At 64.3% G+C, this 16,843-nt stretch carries 15 protein-coding genes; 6 read left to right on the top strand and 9 right to left on the bottom strand.

Annotated features, from left to right (window positions below):
- Positions 1–214: 214 nt before the first annotated feature.
- A complete protein-coding gene (lysM, locus tag LMJ29_RS14125) occupies positions 215–664 on the top strand; it encodes a peptidoglycan-binding protein LysM (protein ID WP_229606149.1) in 450 nt (149 codons plus the stop codon).
- A gap of 1,166 nt (positions 665–1,830) precedes the next feature.
- Here lysM and LMJ29_RS14120 read toward each other — a convergent pair.
- The 8 genes from LMJ29_RS14120 to nifH form a co-directional block, all read right to left on the bottom strand.
- Positions 1,831–2,451: a hypothetical protein gene (locus LMJ29_RS14120; protein ID WP_229606148.1), complete on the bottom strand. Its 621-nt coding sequence runs from the start codon at positions 2,449–2,451 to the stop codon at positions 1,831–1,833.
- A 284-nt stretch (positions 2,452–2,735) separates the two neighbouring features.
- Positions 2,736–3,473, bottom strand: coding sequence for a 4Fe4S-binding leucine-rich repeat protein (locus LMJ29_RS14115; protein ID WP_229606147.1), 738 nt, complete (start codon positions 3,471–3,473; stop codon positions 2,736–2,738).
- A 7-nt stretch (positions 3,474–3,480) separates the two neighbouring features.
- Positions 3,481–3,750, bottom strand: coding sequence for a DUF6129 family protein (locus LMJ29_RS14110; RefSeq protein WP_229606146.1), 270 nt, complete (start codon positions 3,748–3,750; stop codon positions 3,481–3,483).
- 23 nt (positions 3,751–3,773) lie between these two features.
- Positions 3,774–4,517, bottom strand: coding sequence for a dinitrogenase iron-molybdenum cofactor biosynthesis protein (locus tag LMJ29_RS14105; protein ID WP_229606145.1), 744 nt, complete (start codon positions 4,515–4,517; stop codon positions 3,774–3,776).
- A 4-nt stretch (positions 4,518–4,521) separates the two neighbouring features.
- Positions 4,522–4,740 carry a putative nitrogen fixation protein NifT gene (gene nifT / locus LMJ29_RS14100; protein WP_229606144.1) on the bottom strand — a complete coding sequence of 73 codons (219 nt, stop codon included), beginning with the start codon at positions 4,738–4,740 and terminating at the stop codon, positions 4,522–4,524.
- A gap of 132 nt (positions 4,741–4,872) precedes the next feature.
- Positions 4,873–6,444 (bottom strand): nitrogenase molybdenum-iron protein subunit beta, encoded by a 1,572-nt coding sequence (gene nifK / locus LMJ29_RS14095; protein WP_229606143.1) that lies wholly within the window; start codon positions 6,442–6,444, stop codon positions 4,873–4,875.
- Between the two features lie 110 nt (positions 6,445–6,554).
- Positions 6,555–8,036, bottom strand: coding sequence for a nitrogenase molybdenum-iron protein alpha chain (gene nifD / locus LMJ29_RS14090; RefSeq protein WP_229606142.1), 1,482 nt, complete (start codon positions 8,034–8,036; stop codon positions 6,555–6,557).
- Between the two features lie 122 nt (positions 8,037–8,158).
- Positions 8,159–9,031 carry a nitrogenase iron protein gene (nifH, locus tag LMJ29_RS14085; protein ID WP_229606141.1) on the bottom strand — a complete coding sequence of 291 codons (873 nt, stop codon included), beginning with the start codon at positions 9,029–9,031 and terminating at the stop codon, positions 8,159–8,161.
- Positions 9,032–9,472: 441 nt separating this feature from the next.
- On the opposite strand from nifH, the gene LMJ29_RS14080 reads away from it, so the two are divergent.
- Entirely contained in the window at positions 9,473–10,342 is an 870-nt protein-coding gene (locus LMJ29_RS14080) for an SIR2 family protein (RefSeq protein WP_229606140.1), read from the top strand.
- 29 nt (positions 10,343–10,371) lie between these two features.
- Positions 10,372–10,938, top strand: a complete 567-nt coding sequence (locus LMJ29_RS14075) for a hypothetical protein (RefSeq protein WP_229606139.1) — start codon at positions 10,372–10,374, stop codon at positions 10,936–10,938.
- 169 nt (positions 10,939–11,107) lie between these two features.
- Here the strand turns inward: LMJ29_RS14075 and LMJ29_RS14070 are convergent, their stop codons facing one another.
- The gene (locus LMJ29_RS14070) at positions 11,108–11,839 is read right to left on the bottom strand and encodes a helix-turn-helix domain-containing protein (protein ID WP_229606138.1); all 732 of its coding nucleotides are present in this window, start codon (positions 11,837–11,839) and stop codon (positions 11,108–11,110) included.
- A 120-nt stretch (positions 11,840–11,959) separates the two neighbouring features.
- On the opposite strand from LMJ29_RS14070, the gene LMJ29_RS14065 reads away from it, so the two are divergent.
- From LMJ29_RS14065 to LMJ29_RS14055, 3 genes are read left to right on the top strand one after another with little or no spacing between them, the layout of a single operon-like run.
- Positions 11,960–12,778 (top strand): hypothetical protein, encoded by an 819-nt coding sequence (locus tag LMJ29_RS14065; RefSeq protein WP_229606137.1) that lies wholly within the window; start codon positions 11,960–11,962, stop codon positions 12,776–12,778.
- Between the two features lie 15 nt (positions 12,779–12,793).
- Positions 12,794–14,956 carry a bifunctional acyl-ACP--phospholipid O-acyltransferase/long-chain-fatty-acid--ACP ligase gene (gene aas, locus LMJ29_RS14060; RefSeq protein ID WP_229606136.1) on the top strand — a complete coding sequence of 721 codons (2,163 nt, stop codon included), beginning with the start codon at positions 12,794–12,796 and terminating at the stop codon, positions 14,954–14,956.
- On the top strand, positions 14,953–16,830 hold the full coding sequence (locus tag LMJ29_RS14055; protein WP_229606135.1) for an MFS transporter: 1,878 nt from the start codon (positions 14,953–14,955) through the stop codon (positions 16,828–16,830). Before aas ends, LMJ29_RS14055 begins: the two co-directional genes overlap by 4 nt.
- The last annotated feature ends 13 nt before the right edge of the window (positions 16,831–16,843 follow it).

Genomic DNA, 16,843 nt, shown 5'->3' with positions numbered 1-16,843 from the left:
CTCTTCTGTCGCCCAGCTCATTACTACCTCTCGAGTTCACGCGACTTATGTATAACGCCGAGCGCAGAGCGTGGGAGCTATCACCCAAAGCTGCGCCGATGGCTCCCCTACCGGCTTGCCCCAGAGCGACGTCATTGGTCGGGTTGGAGCCGGGGGGCTCGCAGGGCTGGTCTAGGCTTTTTCGTCTGGTCCCTTAACTCCTTGGAGAGCACAGATGAGTCTTTTCAGCTTTTTGAAACATGCCGGTGAAAAAATCCTCGATGCGCTGACGCCCGACAAGGCCGAAGCCAACAGCGAGAAGCTGACCCAGCATGTGAAGGACGCACTGACGGGAATCGATACTTCCAGGATTCAGGTGAAGGTCGAGGGTGAGACAGTCATTGCCACCGGCGAAGCCGCCAGCCAGGAAGAGAAGGAAAAAATTCTTCTGGCGCTCGGCAACGTCGCCGGTATCAGCGTTGTGGATGACCAGATCACGGTCACCGGGCCGGTGGCCAAAGCGGCGAGGTTTGTTACGGTCGAGTCAGGCGACACCCTCAGCGCCATATCCAAGCGTGCATATGGTGATCCCAACCAGTATCAAAAGATCTTCGAGGCCAACAGGCCGATGCTCAAGGATCCGAACAAGATCTATCCGGGACAGTCGTTGCGGATTCCGGATTAGCCTTCAGAGACGAAGGAAAAAGAGGGGCGGACAAGGCGGCGCCGTTGTCCGCCCTACTTGCCGGCCTTTATCTTTCCCTTAAACAATAAGACATAAACTCTGTCAGTCAAAAAAGCCGAACCCAATACAGCTCCAAGCCAGAGCTTACCAGTAATGAACAGGCCGAATGCGCTATATATTGCACCCAGAATGCAAAGCCAAATAAACGCACCGATAAAAACCACAGAAGCTGCGAGAACTATTCGGTTGGCGACACGTATTTCGGACTGATTCATATGGATATCATATATTTGCTCATTCCAGCTCAGAGCGTTGGGGCGATCCCAACTCCCACGCAGAGCGTGGGAGCGATCACAAATCTGGCCACGCTAACGAGCGAGCTAACTTCCCCCAATGAAGCGCAATAAAATTATTGCCCATATACGCGCCATCAAGATTTAAACTCACTCGATCCTTTGCTTGAAAAGTAGTATCCAGTGACGCTCCCTATAAGAGTTGTGCAGAACGCCATGATTTCGTGAAAGTATTCACTTCTTATAAAACCAAAAAAGAAAACCAAAAACAGAGACAAAAATACAAGAAGCATTGAAACTATAGGCTGAGCACGATATTTCAGGCGATAAGTCAGAGTATCAGTTTTCCCTAGACCACCACAGGTGCCGCAGGCTAGCCCAAAATACGGGCCTTTTCTCAACTCATTTTTCTTCACGCATACTGCGCAGCTTTCGCCTGTACTCACCGAACTGCAAGTACCAGTACCGGAACAATGCGCACACTGATGAAGATTTTCGAATTTCTCTGTCACCGCGGATATCCTTTTCTCTCTAGCAACTAACTCATTCAGCGAAAATCGCATAATGATTATTTAATCGTTCCCGTGCTCGGCGTGGGAACGCAGCCAGTGACGCTCTAAATCACAGACACAGACGCGAAGTGCCCGGCGAGGCACTCCCACGCAGAGCACAGGGGCAATCACAAACTTAATATACAAACACCCATGGGCGGGACATGATCCTAATTCCGAAAATCATTCAATTAGCCTTTTTGGCCTACCCAAGTAGTTCAAACGCGCTCTTCCTTTACGCCACACGACTAAGCTAAGAGGCGGCCAAAAGCGTAATAATGGCACATCCCGCAAACGAAGCGAGCGATAGCTTAGCACATTGTTAGCGCTTACCCGGAGCCATTCTAAGACGCTCGGAAACCTCAAATTCGAGTATAATTTTCTTTATTTCCTGCTCTCGCTTTCTGGGGTCTAGAACTTCCTGAATATGGCTTACGAATTCGCGCTGGCACATAGCCAACTCTGACTTTGCATCGTATTCCGGCCCTGACTCTTTTAACGCATCATATGCAGCCACAACACAATCCAGAACCGGCTGAAGCACCCCACGATACGCTGGCTCTTTATGAGTACCGTAGTCATCAACCCATTGATTAGGAAAGTACCAGCGACCTGTGTCAACAAGAGCGCTTAGCTTAATAAGTACTGGTCTTTTGTGCTCTGCACTTAGCTCTGAATGCTCAGAGATATGTGTAGCCTCAGAGATGGCGAGGCAAACTTCCTCTGCCCACATGCGTACAGAACTGAAAAATTGATCTGTCCATTCGCGAAGCTTCAGATCATGCTCTTTTTCGAGAATCTCAGCATTGCTTATGGCGTGGCGCGTGGCTTCTTGCTGCTGTTTCTCTGCTGCCTTTGAGGACCTTGCAGCTGCAATTGCTGATGCAATTGCAGCTACGGCTGCTATCCATGTAGCGAAATCTCCAAACTCAATGCTTGGCATTCTTACCTCTAGAGCCAACTATAAAATTGACACCAACTAATGAATAATCCCCGGACATGGCCGGGGGATAATAGCCCTATGCAGGAGAAGGAAGTCGCTCAGGAGTGCAGCCTGGAGAAAGGCACTGTGCGAGAAGATAACTTATACGCCATAACAGCAAATCCCTTGCTCACGGGTGCATCCGACAAGCGGCAAGGTTATCGCACCCCCCAAAAGTAAAACAACCGGGACAGCCTTCGCCATCCCGGTCCATTAAGCAGCAATACCCTTGCCTACAGAGCGCCCTACCCGCCCGCCAGGCGCTCCTCGATCACCCCACGTACCTCCGGATCCTGCTCATCCAGCTTCCGCAACGCCTCCAATGGCGCGTTCTCGACCGCCGCCAGGCGCACGGTCCAGTCGGGGTCGTGGAGCAGTTCCACCACGTCGTCGCCCTTGAGGCGCGAGGCGACGATGCGGCGGATTTCCGGTTCGGGGTCCTGGGTCATCAGGCCGAGGCTGATTTCCGGCAGGCGCTTGGCGACCAGCTTGCGCACCTGGCGGTCGTCGTCGCGGATGAAGCGGAACAGCCGGCCGGGGGCGATGCGCTGCACGACGTAGGCGCGCACCAGATAGTCGCGGTCGGCGGCCATCTGTTCGAGCTGCTCGACCGGCAGGCGGTCGGCCACGGTGATGCGCACCTCGCGGTCCTCGTCCTGCATCAGCAGGCTGAGCTGCTCGCGCGGCAGGCGGTAGGCCACCGCGCGGCGCACCGCTTCGTCGCTGTCGCGCACCAGTGCCGGCAGCGCCTCCAGAGGCGCGTAGCGCACGGCGATGGCGCGGCGCTCCCAGAACGGGTCGGCGAGGTACTGCACGGCGATCTGCGGGTTGTTGCGGAAGAAACGGTCGATCTGCCGGCCGCTCTCCACGGCCACGCAGGCGTCGCCGGGCGTGCAGCGCCCGCTCAGCAGCAGCTGGCGGCGGAAGCTGCACTGCAGGCAGTCGCCGATCGGGGTGTTGTCCTGGCCCTGGTCGTCGAACATGGCCACCTCAGTCGGCAATGATTTCGGCCAGCACGATGCCGGAGGCCGAGGCGCAGTCGTTGGTGAGCACCGAGCAGTGGTCGCTGGAGTTGACCAGGTAGAGGTTGAAGCCCGGCCGCTCGACCAGCGGCTTGGCGTTGACCACGATGTCGTCGTCCATGCACCAGGTGAAGTGCACGCCGGGGTGGGCGCTGCGCAGGCGGCCGATCAGGGCGTCGTCGAGCACGCCCTCCTCGGCCCGCTGGACGACGTCGTCGAGTAGTTGCTGGCTGATCATCGCGGTGTCCTCGTCGGTAACTGTCAAAGGCCGTTGTCGGGGGTGAAGCGCACGCGCCGGCCCGGCTCGGCGCCCATGGCCTTGGCCAGCCAGGGCGGCGGCGTGGTGGCCAGCACCCGTTGCAGCTCCTCGACGATCTCGCCGGCGGGCAGCGCGCGCGCCTGCTTGATCGGGTGGACGCCGGCGCGGATCACCTTGGCCGCCGCCGGCCCGCCGATGCTGAGGGTGTAGAGGAGCTGGCAGTCGTGGAGCAGTTCGGCACGCAGGGCATAGCGGTCGTCGTCCTCGGCCGCGGCGGCCGGGACGCGGATGTCGATCAGGCGGCTGTCGCGCGGGGAGATCTGGTAGATGAGAAAGCGCGCGCAGCCGCCGAAGCTGCCGTCCATGCGCTCGCCGCTGTCGGAGGCGCAGGCGATGCGCACCGAGTCCTCGAACTCGCCCTCGCGGTAGCTCTGCGGCACCGGCAGGGGGTCTTGCGGCATGCTGACGCCGCGGCCCTTGAGCAGGCCGAGGGCGCTGTGCAGCTGGCGCTCACCGATGACCGGCGCGGCTGCGTCGGCCGGCGCGGTTTCCAGCAGGCGGGTGTACAGGCGCGAGGCGCGCAGCTTGCGCAGGCGGGCCTCGGTGATGGGTTCGCCGACCGCGGCGATCAGCGCGCGCAGCAGGTGCGCGGTATCCACGCCCTTGAGCGTGCGCGCCGCCAGGGCGATGCGCAGGGCCAGGTGACCCGGCAGCTGGGCATGCCGGGACGCGGTAGGCGCGCTCACGATCTCAGGCCTCGCCGGCCCGCTTGGCGCGTACGGTGATCGGCAGCTTGGGCTGGGGGATCGGTTCGATGTAGTAGCTGGAACCGTCGCCGAGGGTGACTTCGCCGCCCCACTGCTCGGCGCTGTCGTACTCGAGCGCCACCACGATTTCTTCCTGGTCCTTCTTGGCGATGTAGAAGGCCAGCTGGCCTTCGGCGTTGCGGCGGATCATGACGCTGGGCATGGCGGTTCTCCAGATCGGGTAGGCACCGCCGCCGGCGGCCGGGGGCTCTGGACCCGGGCGCCGGCGGACGGTGGGGTGAAGCGGGCCGGAGCGGCGGGCGCCGCCCCGGCCGTACCGCTACGCGCTGCGACCTTAGCGAACCAGGTCGTAGTTGTAGTCGGTGGTCTGCATGCCGCGGGTTTCTTCGTCCAGGCGCTCCAGGATGGAGTTGACGATGGTGGTCAGCATCTGCATGGCGCCCTCGTAACCCATGGTGGTGGAGCGGTGCAGGTGGTGACGGTCGAAGATCGGGAAGCCGATGCGGATCAGCGGAACCTCGAACTCCTTGCCCTTGTGCAGGGTGTCGCGCTGGATGAACTTGCCGTAGCTGTTGCCGATCATGAAGTCCGGCTTGTCGGTGAACACCAGCGAGCGCAGGTGCCAGAGGTCCTTGCCGACGTAGACGGTGCAGTTCTTGCCGTACGGCGAAGCCTCGAGGATGGCCTCGACGGCCTTCTTCCAGCGCTTGTTGCCGTTGTGGCAGAGGATGTGCACCGGCTCGGTGCCGATTTCCAGCAGGAACTTGACCATGCCCATGACGAAGTCCGGGTCGCCCCACACGGCGAAGCGCTTGCCGTGCAGCCAGGTGTGCGAGTCGGTCATCATGTCGACCAGGCGACCGCGCTCCTTGGCCAGGCTGGCCGGGATCGGCTGGCCGGTGGCTTCGCTGACCTTCATCAGGAATTCGTCGGTCCAGTCGAGGCCCATCGGGATGCTCAGCTTGGGAACTTCGTGCTTCCAGGTGTTCTCGACGAACTTCTTGGTCTTTTCCAGGTGCCACGGCTGCAGCAGCAGGGTGGTGATGGCGTTCGGCGCGTCCTTGATCTCGGCCTGGGTGGTGCCGCCGGCGTACATGCGGAACTGACCGTCGGCCGGGGTATCCAGCACTTCCTCCGGATCGGAGAGGAAGCTGAAGTCGACGTCCATTTCCTTGAGCATGCGCTTGATGACGCGGAAGTTGCCCAGGTAGGTCTCGAAGCCCGGCACCACGTTGACCTTGTTGTTGCTGCCAACAACCTTGTCTTCCATGTGGTTCAGGGTGAAGTAGCGGGCGATGCCCTCGAACATGTTGTCCCAGCCGGTGACATGGCTGCCGACGAAGCTCGGGGTATGCGCGAAGGGCACCGGGTATTCGTCCGGGACGAACCCTTCCTTCTTCGAGTTGTTGATGAAGGCGTTGAGGTCGTCGCCGATGACCTCGGCCATGCAGGTGGTGGACACGGCGATCATGTCCGGCTTGTAGGTGGCGATGCAGTTCTGCAGGCCGTCCTTCATGTTCTGCTGCCCACCGAACACCGCGGCGTCTTCGGTCATCGAGTCGGAAACGCAGGACACCGGCTCGCGGAAGTGACGGTTGAAGTAGGTACGGAAGTAGGCCACGCACCCTTGCGAACCGTGCACGTAGGGCATGGTCTTCTCGAAGCCCAGGGCGCAGAGCACCGAGCCCAGCGGCTGGCAGGCCTTGGCCGGGTTGACGGTCAGGGCTTCGCGGGCAAAGTTCAGCTCCTGGTATTCCTTGGTGGTGGTCCACTGGAACACTTCGTCGATCTTGTCCTGCGGATGCTTTTCCTCGAAGCCATCGCGCTTCTTGGCAAGCATGTCCTTGTATTCTTCGTCGCGGAACAGCGGATAGCTGGGTTTGATGTTATCGACTTGCTGGCTCATGACTCTCTCCTACGCCTCACTCATCTGTGCAGGCGTTAGCGGATGTCGGCGGCGGGCCACCCCGGTCGGAGGGGCCGCCCGCCGCGGACGTTTCGTAGGACGGCGGACTATCAGGCGCTGGCGGCGACTTTCTCGGCGGCTTCTTCAGCCTTCTGCCAGGGTGCCTGCAGCTTGTTCCAGCACGGGTTGTTGAGGGTCATGTCCATGTCACGGGCGAAGATGGCGAAGCCGTCGAAGCCGTGGTACGGGCCGGAGTAGTCCCAGGAGTGCATCTGGCGGAAGGGGATGCCCATCTTCTGGAAGATGAACTTCTCCTTGATGCCGGAGCCGATCAGGTCGGGCTTGACCTTCTTGACGAACTCTTCGAACTCGTAGCCGGTGACATCGTCGTAGAGCAGGGTCGCGTTGCCCATTTCCTTGATGGTGCGGTCGTAGTCGTCGTTGTGGGCGAACTCGTAGCCGGTGCCGACCACTTCCATGCCCAGGTCCTCGTAAGCGCCGATCACGTGGCGCGGACGCAGGCCGCCGATGTACAGCATGACGCGCTTGCCTTCCAGGCGCGGACGGTACTTGGCGACGACGGCTTCCCACTCGACCTGGTACTTGGCGACGACTTCCTCGCACTTGGCCTGGATCGACTCGTCGAACTTGGCGGCGATGGCGCGCAGCGATTCGATGGTCTTGGTCGGGCCGAAGAAGTTGTACTCCATCCATGGGATGCCGTACTTCTCTTCCATGTGACGGGAGATGTAGTTCATCGAGCGGTAGCAGTGCACCAGGTTCAGCTTGACCTTCGGGGTCAGCTCGATCTCGGAGATGGAGCCGTCGCCGGACCACTGGGCGACCACGCGCAGGCCCATTTCTTCCAGCAGGATGCGCGAGGACCAGGCGTCGCCACCGATGTTGTAGTCGCCGATGATGGCCACGTCGTACGGGGTGGTTTCGAAGGAGTTGTCGTTGTCGCGCTTGTCCAGCACCCAGTCGCGAACGGCGTCGTTGGCGATGTGGTGACCCAGGGACTGGGAAACGCCGCGGAAGCCTTCGCAACGCACCGGGACCACGGTGGTCTCGTGCTCGGCGGACTTGCGCTTGGCGACCGCTTCGATGTCGTCGCCGATCAGGCCGATCGGGCACTCGGACTGGATGGAGATGCCCTTGTTCAGCGGGAACAGGGTCTCGATCTCGTCGATCAGCTTGCCCAGCTTCTTGTCGCCGCCGAAGACGATGTCCTTCTCCTGGAAGTCCGAGGTGAAGTTCATGGTGACGAAGGCGTTAACGCCGGTGGTGCCGATGTAGTAGTTGCGGCGACCGGCGCGGGAGTACTGACCGCAGCCCACCGGGCCGTGGGAGATGTGGATCATGTCCTTGATCGGACCCCAGACCACACCCTTGGAACCGGCGTAGGCGCAGCCGCGGATGGTCATCAGACCCGGCAGCGACTTCTTGTTCGAGGTGATGCACTTCTTGGACTGGGCAACGGACTGATCGTTGACGGCCAGGTGCTTGGCACGATCCTTACGGGCCTTCTCGGGATAAACTTCCAGGACTTCCTGGATGAGGCTTTCGACCTCTTCGCGCGTCATACCGGACATGGGTATGTTCCTCTTGCCTTGCGTTCATGTGCGGGTAACGGATGGGCCGCACTGCGCACCGCGCAGTGCGACGCTCCGGCAGGGCCCATCTGCCCTGCCCCGTCCTACTGAAGCGGGAGCTGTTACTCTTCGGCAGCGGTCTTGCCGACGATGCTCAGGTCTTCTTCTTCCATGATCCCGAACTCCATCAGCAGAGCTTCGAGTTCGTCCATGGTGATCGGGGTCGGGATGATCAACTTCTTGTTGTTGACGATCTTGTTGGCCAGCGCGCGGTATTCGTCGGCCTGCTTGGCTTGCGGGTCGTACTCGATCACGGTCATGCGGCGGATTTCGGCGCGCTGTACGACGTTGTCGCGCGGCACGAAGTGGATCATCTGGGTGCCCAGCTTCTCGGCCAGGGCGATGATCAGCTCGTCTTCGCGGTCGGTGTTACGGCTGTTGCAGATCAGGCCGGCCAGACGCACGCCACCGGAGTTGGCGTACTTCACGATGCCCTTGGAGATGTTGTTGGCGGCGTACATGGCCATCATCTCGCCGGAGCAGACGATGTAGATTTCCTGGGCCTTGTTCTCGCGGATGGGCATGGCGAAACCGCCGCACACCACGTCGCCGAGTACGTCGTAGAACACGAAGTCGAGGTCTTCGTCATAGGCGCCTTCCTCTTCGAGGAAGTTGATCGCGGTGATCACGCCACGGCCAGCGCAACCAACGCCCGGCTCCGGACCACCGGACTCGACGCACTTGACGCCACCGAAACCGACCTTGAGCACGTCTTCCAGCTCGAGGTCTTCAACGGTGCCGGCTTCGGCAGCCATTTCCATGATGGTGTTCTGAGCCTTGGAGTGCAGGATCAGACGGGTGGAGTCGGCCTTCGGGTCGCAGCCGACGATCATGACTTTCTTGCCGCTTTCGGCCAGAGCCGCCACGAGGTTCTGGGTAGTGGTGGACTTGCCGATGCCACCCTTACCGTAGATAGCGCATTGACGCATTGCCATAATTGAGTTCCTCAGGTTTCGTTTCCACTGTCGTGGGCTGTAGGCCCGAACAAGCCTGCGCCACCTGATCAATGCAGCGTCTGTGCCAGCGCTGAAAAACGCTCCTAGTGCATTGATTTAAAAAGAAAAATTAATCAGCACCGGACACCCTTGGGCGGTTTGATACACAACAAAGCCCCCTCGTCGCGTGTGGTAATGGCGACAACCCAACAAACTTTCCCTTAGTTCGCCAAGTTCACTTGCGGGCCGTACTCGGCCCTGTCGCAAAGACGACAATTGTCGCTGCACTACTTGGCTTTTGTTATTTACGGAAAACTCCCAGGCGACCAACTCGACAAATAAACTCATTGCATATCAATGAGTTGTCGTATTGCCGCGAAACTGGTTCGGATATTGCGTTACAGCCGGCGATGTCACGCCTTTTTCCACCGGGAGAGTCCAGTGAACAGCACTTCGATGCAGGAAATCCTCGCCCAGCTCGGCGCCGGCGATATCGTTCCCTACCTGGGCCCCGGCGTCCTGAACGGGGTGGTCGATCGCACCACCGGCAAGCCGATCCCGGCCGACAGCGACAGCCTGATCCTCGCCATGACCAACGGCCAGCCGATGTCGCCGCGCCTGATGTACGAGTTCCCGCGCGCCGCCATGCACGTGGAGAACAAGAAGGGCCGCAGCTACGTCGAGCGCTTCCTGACCCAGACCTACGGTGTCGACCGCTGGACGGCGTCGCCCTTCCATCAATGGCTGGCCGACCAGCGCCTGCCCTACGTGATCGACTGCAACCGCGACACCCAGCTGCAGCGCTGCTACGCCGACCGCAAGCACACCCTGGTGGTGGGCGCGGCGCGCATCGCCGCCACGCCCTATCGCTTCGACCTCTACCAGTTCGACGACGGCCAGTACCGCGCGATCGACCTGGCCGAGGTCGACGGCGAGCTGCCGGTGCTGTTCAAGCCGCTCGGCACGCCGCTGCCCAAGCCCAGCTACGTGGCCTCGGACGCCGACTTCGTCGACTACATCACCGAGCTGATGGGCGGCTTCGCGGTGCCGGCGTGGCTGAAACAGCAGCGCAAGGACAAGCGCTACCTGTTCCTCGGCATGCACTTCAACCGCGACACCGAGCGCATGGTGATGAGCGACCTGATCCACGACGCCGCCACCCCGGCCGGCTGGGCGCTGATCGCCGAACCGAGCGAGAAGGAGCGCAAGGTCTGCGCCCGCAAGCAGCTGGAGCTGCTCGAGGCCGACTGGAGCGGCCTGTTCGCCCTGGCCAACCCCGACGCCGCCGCCGGTTCCGCGCGCGTGGCCTGAATCCCCTTGATCGAAGAGAGAACCTCACCATGCTGCTGAAAACCTACGAAGAGAAGAACCTGCTGTGCAACCTGAGCGTCAATGGCGCCACCACCCAGGCCGACACCTACGGCTACCGTGGCGACCTGGTGCTGGCCGAGGGCGAGATCGCCGATGACGCCGGCCGCCGCCTGCCGCCGACCGCCGTGGTCAAGCAGGCCACCGTGCTGGTCAAGGGCGACAAGCTCAGCATGGTCAGCGGCATCATCAACCAGCTGGCCGAAGTGCCGCTGTTCGTCGAGCGCTACCGCCACGATCTGGCCGCCGATATCCACGTGCTGTTCTACGTCGAGGACCTGACCAAGGCGGTGACCACCGACCTCGACGGCGTCGGCATGATCCTGCTGCCGCACCCGGATGGCGGCGCCGCCTGGCAAACCCTGATGGACGACCTGCGTCTGGACAAGGACGACTTCAAGGGTCAGAGCGCCGAGGACAAGGTCATCACCATGGCCGAAGGTCTCGCCGACTACAAACCCAAGCTGCCGAGCCTGGGCTTCAACGAGTGCCTGGCCTTCGTCAGCAAGGTTCAGCGCGAGCATCGCGGTCCGGTTTGATCCCCGTTCAGCCCTCTCCACGCGTGTCCCATTAGGCTCCTTTAGCCACTCCCCCGCTCCTGGGGGAGTTTTGTTTTCGGGGACAGGCGTTTGCGCCGCCGCCGACCTTCAGGGGCGGGCTCGCTCCTGATCGGCGGCGGCGCCGCCAACTTCGCCGGCAAGCGGACGCTCAGCGGCGCAGCGCGGTGAACGCCGCCATCTCCCACTCGCGCAGCGCCAGCAGCAGGCCGCAGCCGCGGCGCTTGCCGCGCGGCGTGGCCAGGCTCTCCTGGTGCAGCTCGGCGAAGCGCTGGCGCAGCCGGCGCACCTCGGCCTGCAGCTGCGCCAGCGCCGCCTCGGTGAGCATGCCGTGGGCGAAGCCGAGCATCTGGTCGGCACCGGCGAAGTCGCTGGCGAGGAACTCGCCGAGACCCTGGCGCAGGAAGAAACGGTGGATCGGCCCGTTGGGCAGCCAGTCGAAGTCGCGCGCCACGTTGAGACGCACGCGGTTGCCGGGCAGCAGCTCGATCAGCCGCAGGCGGTCGAGGCGCGCCAGGCAGCGGATCGCCTCGCTCTCGCTCAGGCGGTATACGCTGAGGATGTCGGCCAGGCTCCACTGGTTGAGCACGCATACCGCCACCAGCAGCAGGCGGTCGTCGGAGACCAGTTCGCGCTCCTGCGCCTCGCTCAGGGTGTGCAGGCGCTGGCCGCTCTGCGCCGCCTCCTGGCTCAGCTCGGCGAGGGTGAAGCCGAGCAGGTGGGCGATCTGCAGCAGGCGCTCCAGCGTGAAGCCGCCGCTGGCGAACAGGCGCTTGACGCTGGCCTCGGAAAGATCGAGGGCAGCGGCGAGATCGCGGTAGGTCATGCCGCGCGCCTTGAGCTGGCGCTTGAGAGTGGACAGCAGCTGGTCGAGTTCGCTCACGGGGGACAAAGTAGTGGATTTCGATACCTTGCAGTGTACGCGACGCGACTTTTTCCGCCAGAGTTTCACCTGATGCCACTTCAGGCCATCCTCGGCTCACCCCACCCCCTGGAGACCGCCATGGATCGCTGCTCCCGCTACCGCCACCTGCCGCTGCTGCTCACCCTGCTGCTGATCGCCGCCGCGCTGCTGCACGGGCCCATCGCCCAGTTCGAGAACTACCACGCCTTCGCCGACCAGCTGACCCTGCTGGGCATCCCCCACTTCTGCGACGTGCTGTCCAACCTCGGCTTCGCCGTGGTCGCCCTGTGGGGGTTCGGGCGCCTGGCGCCGCGCCGGCATACGCATTTCCCGCTGAGCTGGCCGGGCTACGCGCTGTTTCTAGCCGGCCTGCTGCTCACCGCGCTGGGTTCGGGCTGGTATCACCTGGCCCCCGACGACCACCGCCTGCTCTGGGACCGCCTGCCCATAGCCCTGGCCTGCGCCGGGCTGCTGGCCGGCGCCTGGGCCGACTGTCGGCAACGCGACAACCGCCTGCTCGCCGTCCTGCTCGGCTTCGCCGCGCTGGCCGCCGTGCTCTGGTGGTATATCGGCGCCCTGCAAGGCCGTGGCGACCTGCGTCCCTACCTGCTGCTGCAGGGCCTGGCCATGCTGCTGATCCCGCTGTGGCAGTGGCTGTACCGCCGCCCGCGCGGCGAGCGCCTGGCCTTCGTCGCCGCCTTCGCCCTCTACGGGCTGGCCCGGGTCGCCGAGCTGCTCGATCACCAGCTCGCCGCCCTGCTCGACCCGCTGACCGGCCATACTCTCAAGCACCTGCTGTCCACTGCCGCCGCCGCGGTCATCGTCGCCCAACTGGTGCGACGCGGCCCGGCAGCGGCGCCGCTGGCCAGCGACACCGCCGCGGTGGCACCATCGCGCCATTCCATCCGCCACTCCTGAGATCAGGGATCGATCATGCTCAAGCCCTTTCTGCGCCGCCTGTTCCAGCGCCTGCTGCGCGTGCGTGTCCACGGCGCGGCGGACGTGTTCGCCAACCCGCGCACGCTGATCGTCGCCAACCACGAATCCTTCCTCGACGGCCTGCTGCTCGGCCTGTTCCTGCCCGTCGAGCCGGTGTTCGTGGTGCACACCCAGGTCGCCAGCCGCCCGCTGTTCCGCGTGCTGCTGCGCTTCGTGCCGCACCTCGCGGTCGACTCGACCAACCCGCTGGCGATCAAGCAGATCGTCCGCCTGGTGGAGAGCGGCCGCCCGGTGGTGATCTTCCCCGAGGGGCGCATCACCCGCACCGGCTCGCTGATGAAGGTCTACGACGGCGCCGGCTTCGTCGCCGCGCGCACCGGCGCCACCGTGGTGCCGGTGCGCATCGACGGCGCCGCGCGCAGCTACTTCGGCCGCCTGGCCGGCGTCTACCCGCGCCGCCTGCTGCCGCAGGTCGATCTGCACATCCAGCCGCCGCGGCAGATCGCCATGCCCGCGCTGCCCTCAGCCAAGCAGCGCCGGCGCCGCGCCGGCGAGGAGATGCGCCACATCCTCCTCGACATGCTGGTGGCCACCCGCCCGCAACGCACGCTGTTCGAGGCCTTCCTCGACGCCAAGGCGATCTTCGGCAACGACTACAAGCTGGTCGAGGACGTGCGCCTGGTCGAGGAGTCCTACGGCTCGCTGCTGAAGATGGCGCTCGGCCTCGGCCGCCTACTCAGCCGCCACACCCAGCCCGGCGAGATCGTTGGCGTGCTCAGCCCCAACGCCGCGCCGACCCTCGGCCTGCTGCTCGGCCTGTCGCTGAATGCGCGCATCCCGGCGATGCTCAACTACACCGCCGGCAAGGACGGCCTGCAGGCCGCCTGCACCGCCGCCGGCATCCGCACCGTGGTCGCCTTGCGCACCTTCGTCGACAAGGCGCGCCTGGGCGGCCTGCTCGACCAGCTGACCGGCATCCGCGTCATCTACCTGGAGGACCTCAAGCGCGAGCTGAGCCTCGCCGACCGCCTGTGGCTGCTCGCCCACCTGCTGCTGCCGCAGCGCGCCGCGCTGGCCCAGCAGCCGGACGATCCGGCGCTGGTGCTGTTCACTTCGGGCTCGGAGGGCAAGCCCAAGGGCGTGGTGCACTCGCACAACTCGCTGCTCGCCAACGTCGCGCAGATCCGCGCGGTGGCCGACTTCACCCCGCTCGACAAGTTCATGATGGCGCTGCCGCTGTTCCACTCCTTCGGCCTGACCTGCGGCGCGCTGCTGCCGCTGGTGTCCGGCTGCAAGGTGTTCCTCTACCCCAATCCGCTGCACTACCGGATCATCCCCGAGCTGGTCTACGACCGAGACTGCAGCGTGCTGTTCGGCACCTCGACCTTCCTCGGCAACTACGCGAAGTACGCCCACCCCTACGACTTCGGCCGCCTGCGCTACGTGGTGGCCGGCGCCGAACGGCTCAACCACGAGGTGCGCCAGACCTGGCTCGACAAGTTCGGCATCCGCATCCTCGAAGGCTACGGCATCACCGAGTGCGCGCCGGTGGTGGCGGTCAACGTGCCGATGGCCTGCCGCGACGGCAGCGTCGGCCAGCTGCTGCCGGGCATTGCCTACGAGCTGGAGGCGGTGCCGGGCATCGAAGGCGCCGGCGCCCTGCACCTCAAGGGACCGAACCTGCTCAAGGGCTACCTGCTGTTCGACCGCCCGGGGGTGATCCAGGCGCCGCCGGCGATCCGCCCCGGCTGGTACGCCACCGGCGACATCGTCGAGGTCGACGCCGACGGCTTCGTGCACATCCGCGGCCGCCTCAAGCGCTTCGCCAAGCTCGCCGGCGAGATGGTCTCGCTGGAGGTGGTCGAACAGATCGCAGGCGAGGCCGCGCCGGACTTCGCCCACGCCGCCGCGACCCGCGGCGACGCCGCCAAGGGCGAGGCGCTGGTGCTGTTCACCACCGCGCCGCAGCTCGCCCGCGAGCAACTGCTGGCCGCCGCCCGCCGCCTGGGCGCCAGCGAGCTGGCGGTGCCGCGCGACATCCGCCACCTCGACGCCCTGCCGCTGCTGGGCACCGGCAAGACCGACCACGTCAGCCTCAAGCGCCTGGCCGAGGCCGGCGAGGCCATCCCGCTCCCCGCCCAGGACACCCCGTCATGAGTTCGTCCTTCGCCCTGCTCAACACCCGCCGCTTCGGCCCGTTCTTCGCCACCCAGTTCCTCGGCGCGTTCAACGACAACCTGTTCAAGAACGCCCTGGTGGTGCTGCTGACCTTCCAGGCCGCGCAGTGGACCACGCTGAGCATCGGGCTGCTCGCCAACCTGGCGGCGGGCATCTTCATCCTGCCGTTCTTCCTGTTCTCGGCCACCGCCGGGCAACTGGCCGACAAGTACGACAAGGCGCGCCTGGCCCGGCTGGTCAAGCTGCTGGAGATCGGCATCGTGCTGCTCGCCGGGGCCGGCTTCGCCCTGCACAGCCTGGCGCTGCTGATGGGCTGCCTGTTCCTCCTCGGCGTGCATTCGACCCTGTTCGGCCCGGTGAAGTACGCCATCCTGCCGCAGCACCTGCACGAGGACGAGCTGGTCGGCGGCAACGCGCTGATCGAGGCCGGCACCTTCGTCGCCATCCTGGTCGGCACCCTGGCCGGCGGCCTGCTCGCCGGCATGGCCGGCGGCCACCTGTGGATCACCGCCGGCTGCCTGGTCGTCGCCGTGCTCGGCTACCTGACCAGCCGCGGCATTCCGCTGGCGCCGGCGCCGCAGCCGCAGCTGACCATCAACCCCAACCCGTTCAGCGAGACCTGGCGCAACATCGGATTCGCCCGCCGCAACCGCACGGTGTTCCTGTCGATCCTCGGCATCTCCTGGTTCTGGCTGTACGGCGCGCTGCTGCTCGCCCAGTTCCCGGCCTACGCCAAGGACGTGCTGGGCGGCAGCGAAACCAGCGTGACCCTGCTGCTGGCCATCTTCACCCTCGGCATCGGCGTGGGCTCGATGCTCTGCGAGCGGCTGTCCGGCAAGCTGGTGGAGATCGGCCTGGTGCCGCTGGGCTCGATCGGCCTGACCCTGTTCGGCCTCGACCTGGGTTTCGCCTCGCCGGCCAGCCCGCCGCCCGCGCCGCTGGCGCTCGGCGAACTGCTGCAGCAGCCGCACATGCTGCACGTACTGTTCGACCTGTTCGCCCTGGGCCTGTTTGGCGGCTTCTTTATCGTGCCGCTGTACGCGCTGATGCAGCTGCGCTCGGACCCGGACTACCGCGCGCGGATCATCGCCGCCAACAACATCATCAACGCGCTGTTCATGGTGGTCGGCGCTGGAGCTGCGGCCGGGCTGCTCGGCGCCGGCCTGTCGATCCCCCAGCTGTTCATCGCCGCCGCGCTGGTCAACGCGCTGGTCGCCATCTACATCTACCGCCTGGTGCCGGAATTCCTGCTGCGCTTCCTCGACTGGATGCTGGTCCACTCGGTCTACCGCCTGGACAAGCAGAACGTCGAGCGCATTCCCTTGAACGGCCCGGCGCTGCTGGTGTGCAACCACGTCAGCTACGTCGACGCCCTGGTGATCAGCGCCGCCTGCCGGCGGCCGATCCGCTTCGTGATGGACCACCGCATCTTCCGCTGGCCGCTGCTGTCCTTCGTATTCCGCCACGCCCGCGCCATCCCCATCGCCCCGGCGAAGGAGGACGCCGCGCTGCTGGAGAAGGCCTACGCCGAGGTGGCCAGCGCGCTGGAAGCCGGCGAGCTGGTGGCGATCTTCCCCGAGGGCCGCCTGACCCCGGATGGCGAAGTCGGCGAGTTCCGCCCCGGCATCCAGCGCATCCTGCGCCACCAGCCGGTCGACGTGCTGCCGATGGCGCTGTCCGGGCTGTGGGCCAGCCCCTTCTCGCGCCAGGCCGCCTCCTGGCTGCAGCGCCTCGGCCGCCTGCACCCGCTGCGCCGCGTCACCCTGCGCGTCGGCGAACCGGTGCCGGCAACCGTGGCCGAACCCCGGCTGCTGCGCCAGCGGGTGCTGGAGCTGCGCGGGGCGGAGCAGTGAGGGCGGCGCGGTA

Origin of the sequence: Pseudomonas oryzagri (assembly GCF_020831405.1) — a bacterium.
In the GTDB taxonomy this organism is placed as follows: domain Bacteria; phylum Pseudomonadota; class Gammaproteobacteria; order Pseudomonadales; family Pseudomonadaceae; genus Geopseudomonas; species Geopseudomonas oryzagri.
This window is presented reverse-complemented; position numbering and strand designations above follow the sequence as displayed.

Bases quoted from the DNA above. Each gene is read 5' to 3' on its own strand.
- nifK (WP_229606143.1), bottom strand. From the start codon at position 6,444: ATGAGCCAGCAAGTCGATAACATCAAACCCAGCTATCCGCTGTTCCGC.
- lysM (WP_229606149.1), top strand. From the start codon at position 215: ATGAGTCTTTTCAGCTTTTTGAAACATGCCGGTGAAAAAATCCTCGAT.
- LMJ29_RS14075 (WP_229606139.1), top strand. From the start codon at position 10,372: ATGCTGCTGAAAACCTACGAAGAGAAGAACCTGCTGTGCAACCTGAGC.
- nifD (WP_229606142.1), bottom strand. From the start codon at position 8,036: ATGTCCGGTATGACGCGCGAAGAGGTCGAAAGCCTCATCCAGGAAGTC.
- aas (WP_229606136.1), top strand. From the start codon at position 12,794: ATGCTCAAGCCCTTTCTGCGCCGCCTGTTCCAGCGCCTGCTGCGCGTG.
- nifH (WP_229606141.1), bottom strand. From the start codon at position 9,031: ATGGCAATGCGTCAATGCGCTATCTACGGTAAGGGTGGCATCGGCAAG.
- LMJ29_RS14110 (WP_229606146.1), bottom strand. From the start codon at position 3,750: ATGATCAGCCAGCAACTACTCGACGACGTCGTCCAGCGGGCCGAGGAG.
- LMJ29_RS14120 (WP_229606148.1), bottom strand. From the start codon at position 2,451: ATGCCAAGCATTGAGTTTGGAGATTTCGCTACATGGATAGCAGCCGTA.
- nifT (WP_229606144.1), bottom strand. From the start codon at position 4,740: ATGCCCAGCGTCATGATCCGCCGCAACGCCGAAGGCCAGCTGGCCTTC.
- LMJ29_RS14115 (WP_229606147.1), bottom strand. From the start codon at position 3,473: ATGTTCGACGACCAGGGCCAGGACAACACCCCGATCGGCGACTGCCTG.
- LMJ29_RS14065 (WP_229606137.1), top strand. From the start codon at position 11,960: ATGGATCGCTGCTCCCGCTACCGCCACCTGCCGCTGCTGCTCACCCTG.
- LMJ29_RS14055 (WP_229606135.1), top strand. From the start codon at position 14,953: ATGAGTTCGTCCTTCGCCCTGCTCAACACCCGCCGCTTCGGCCCGTTC.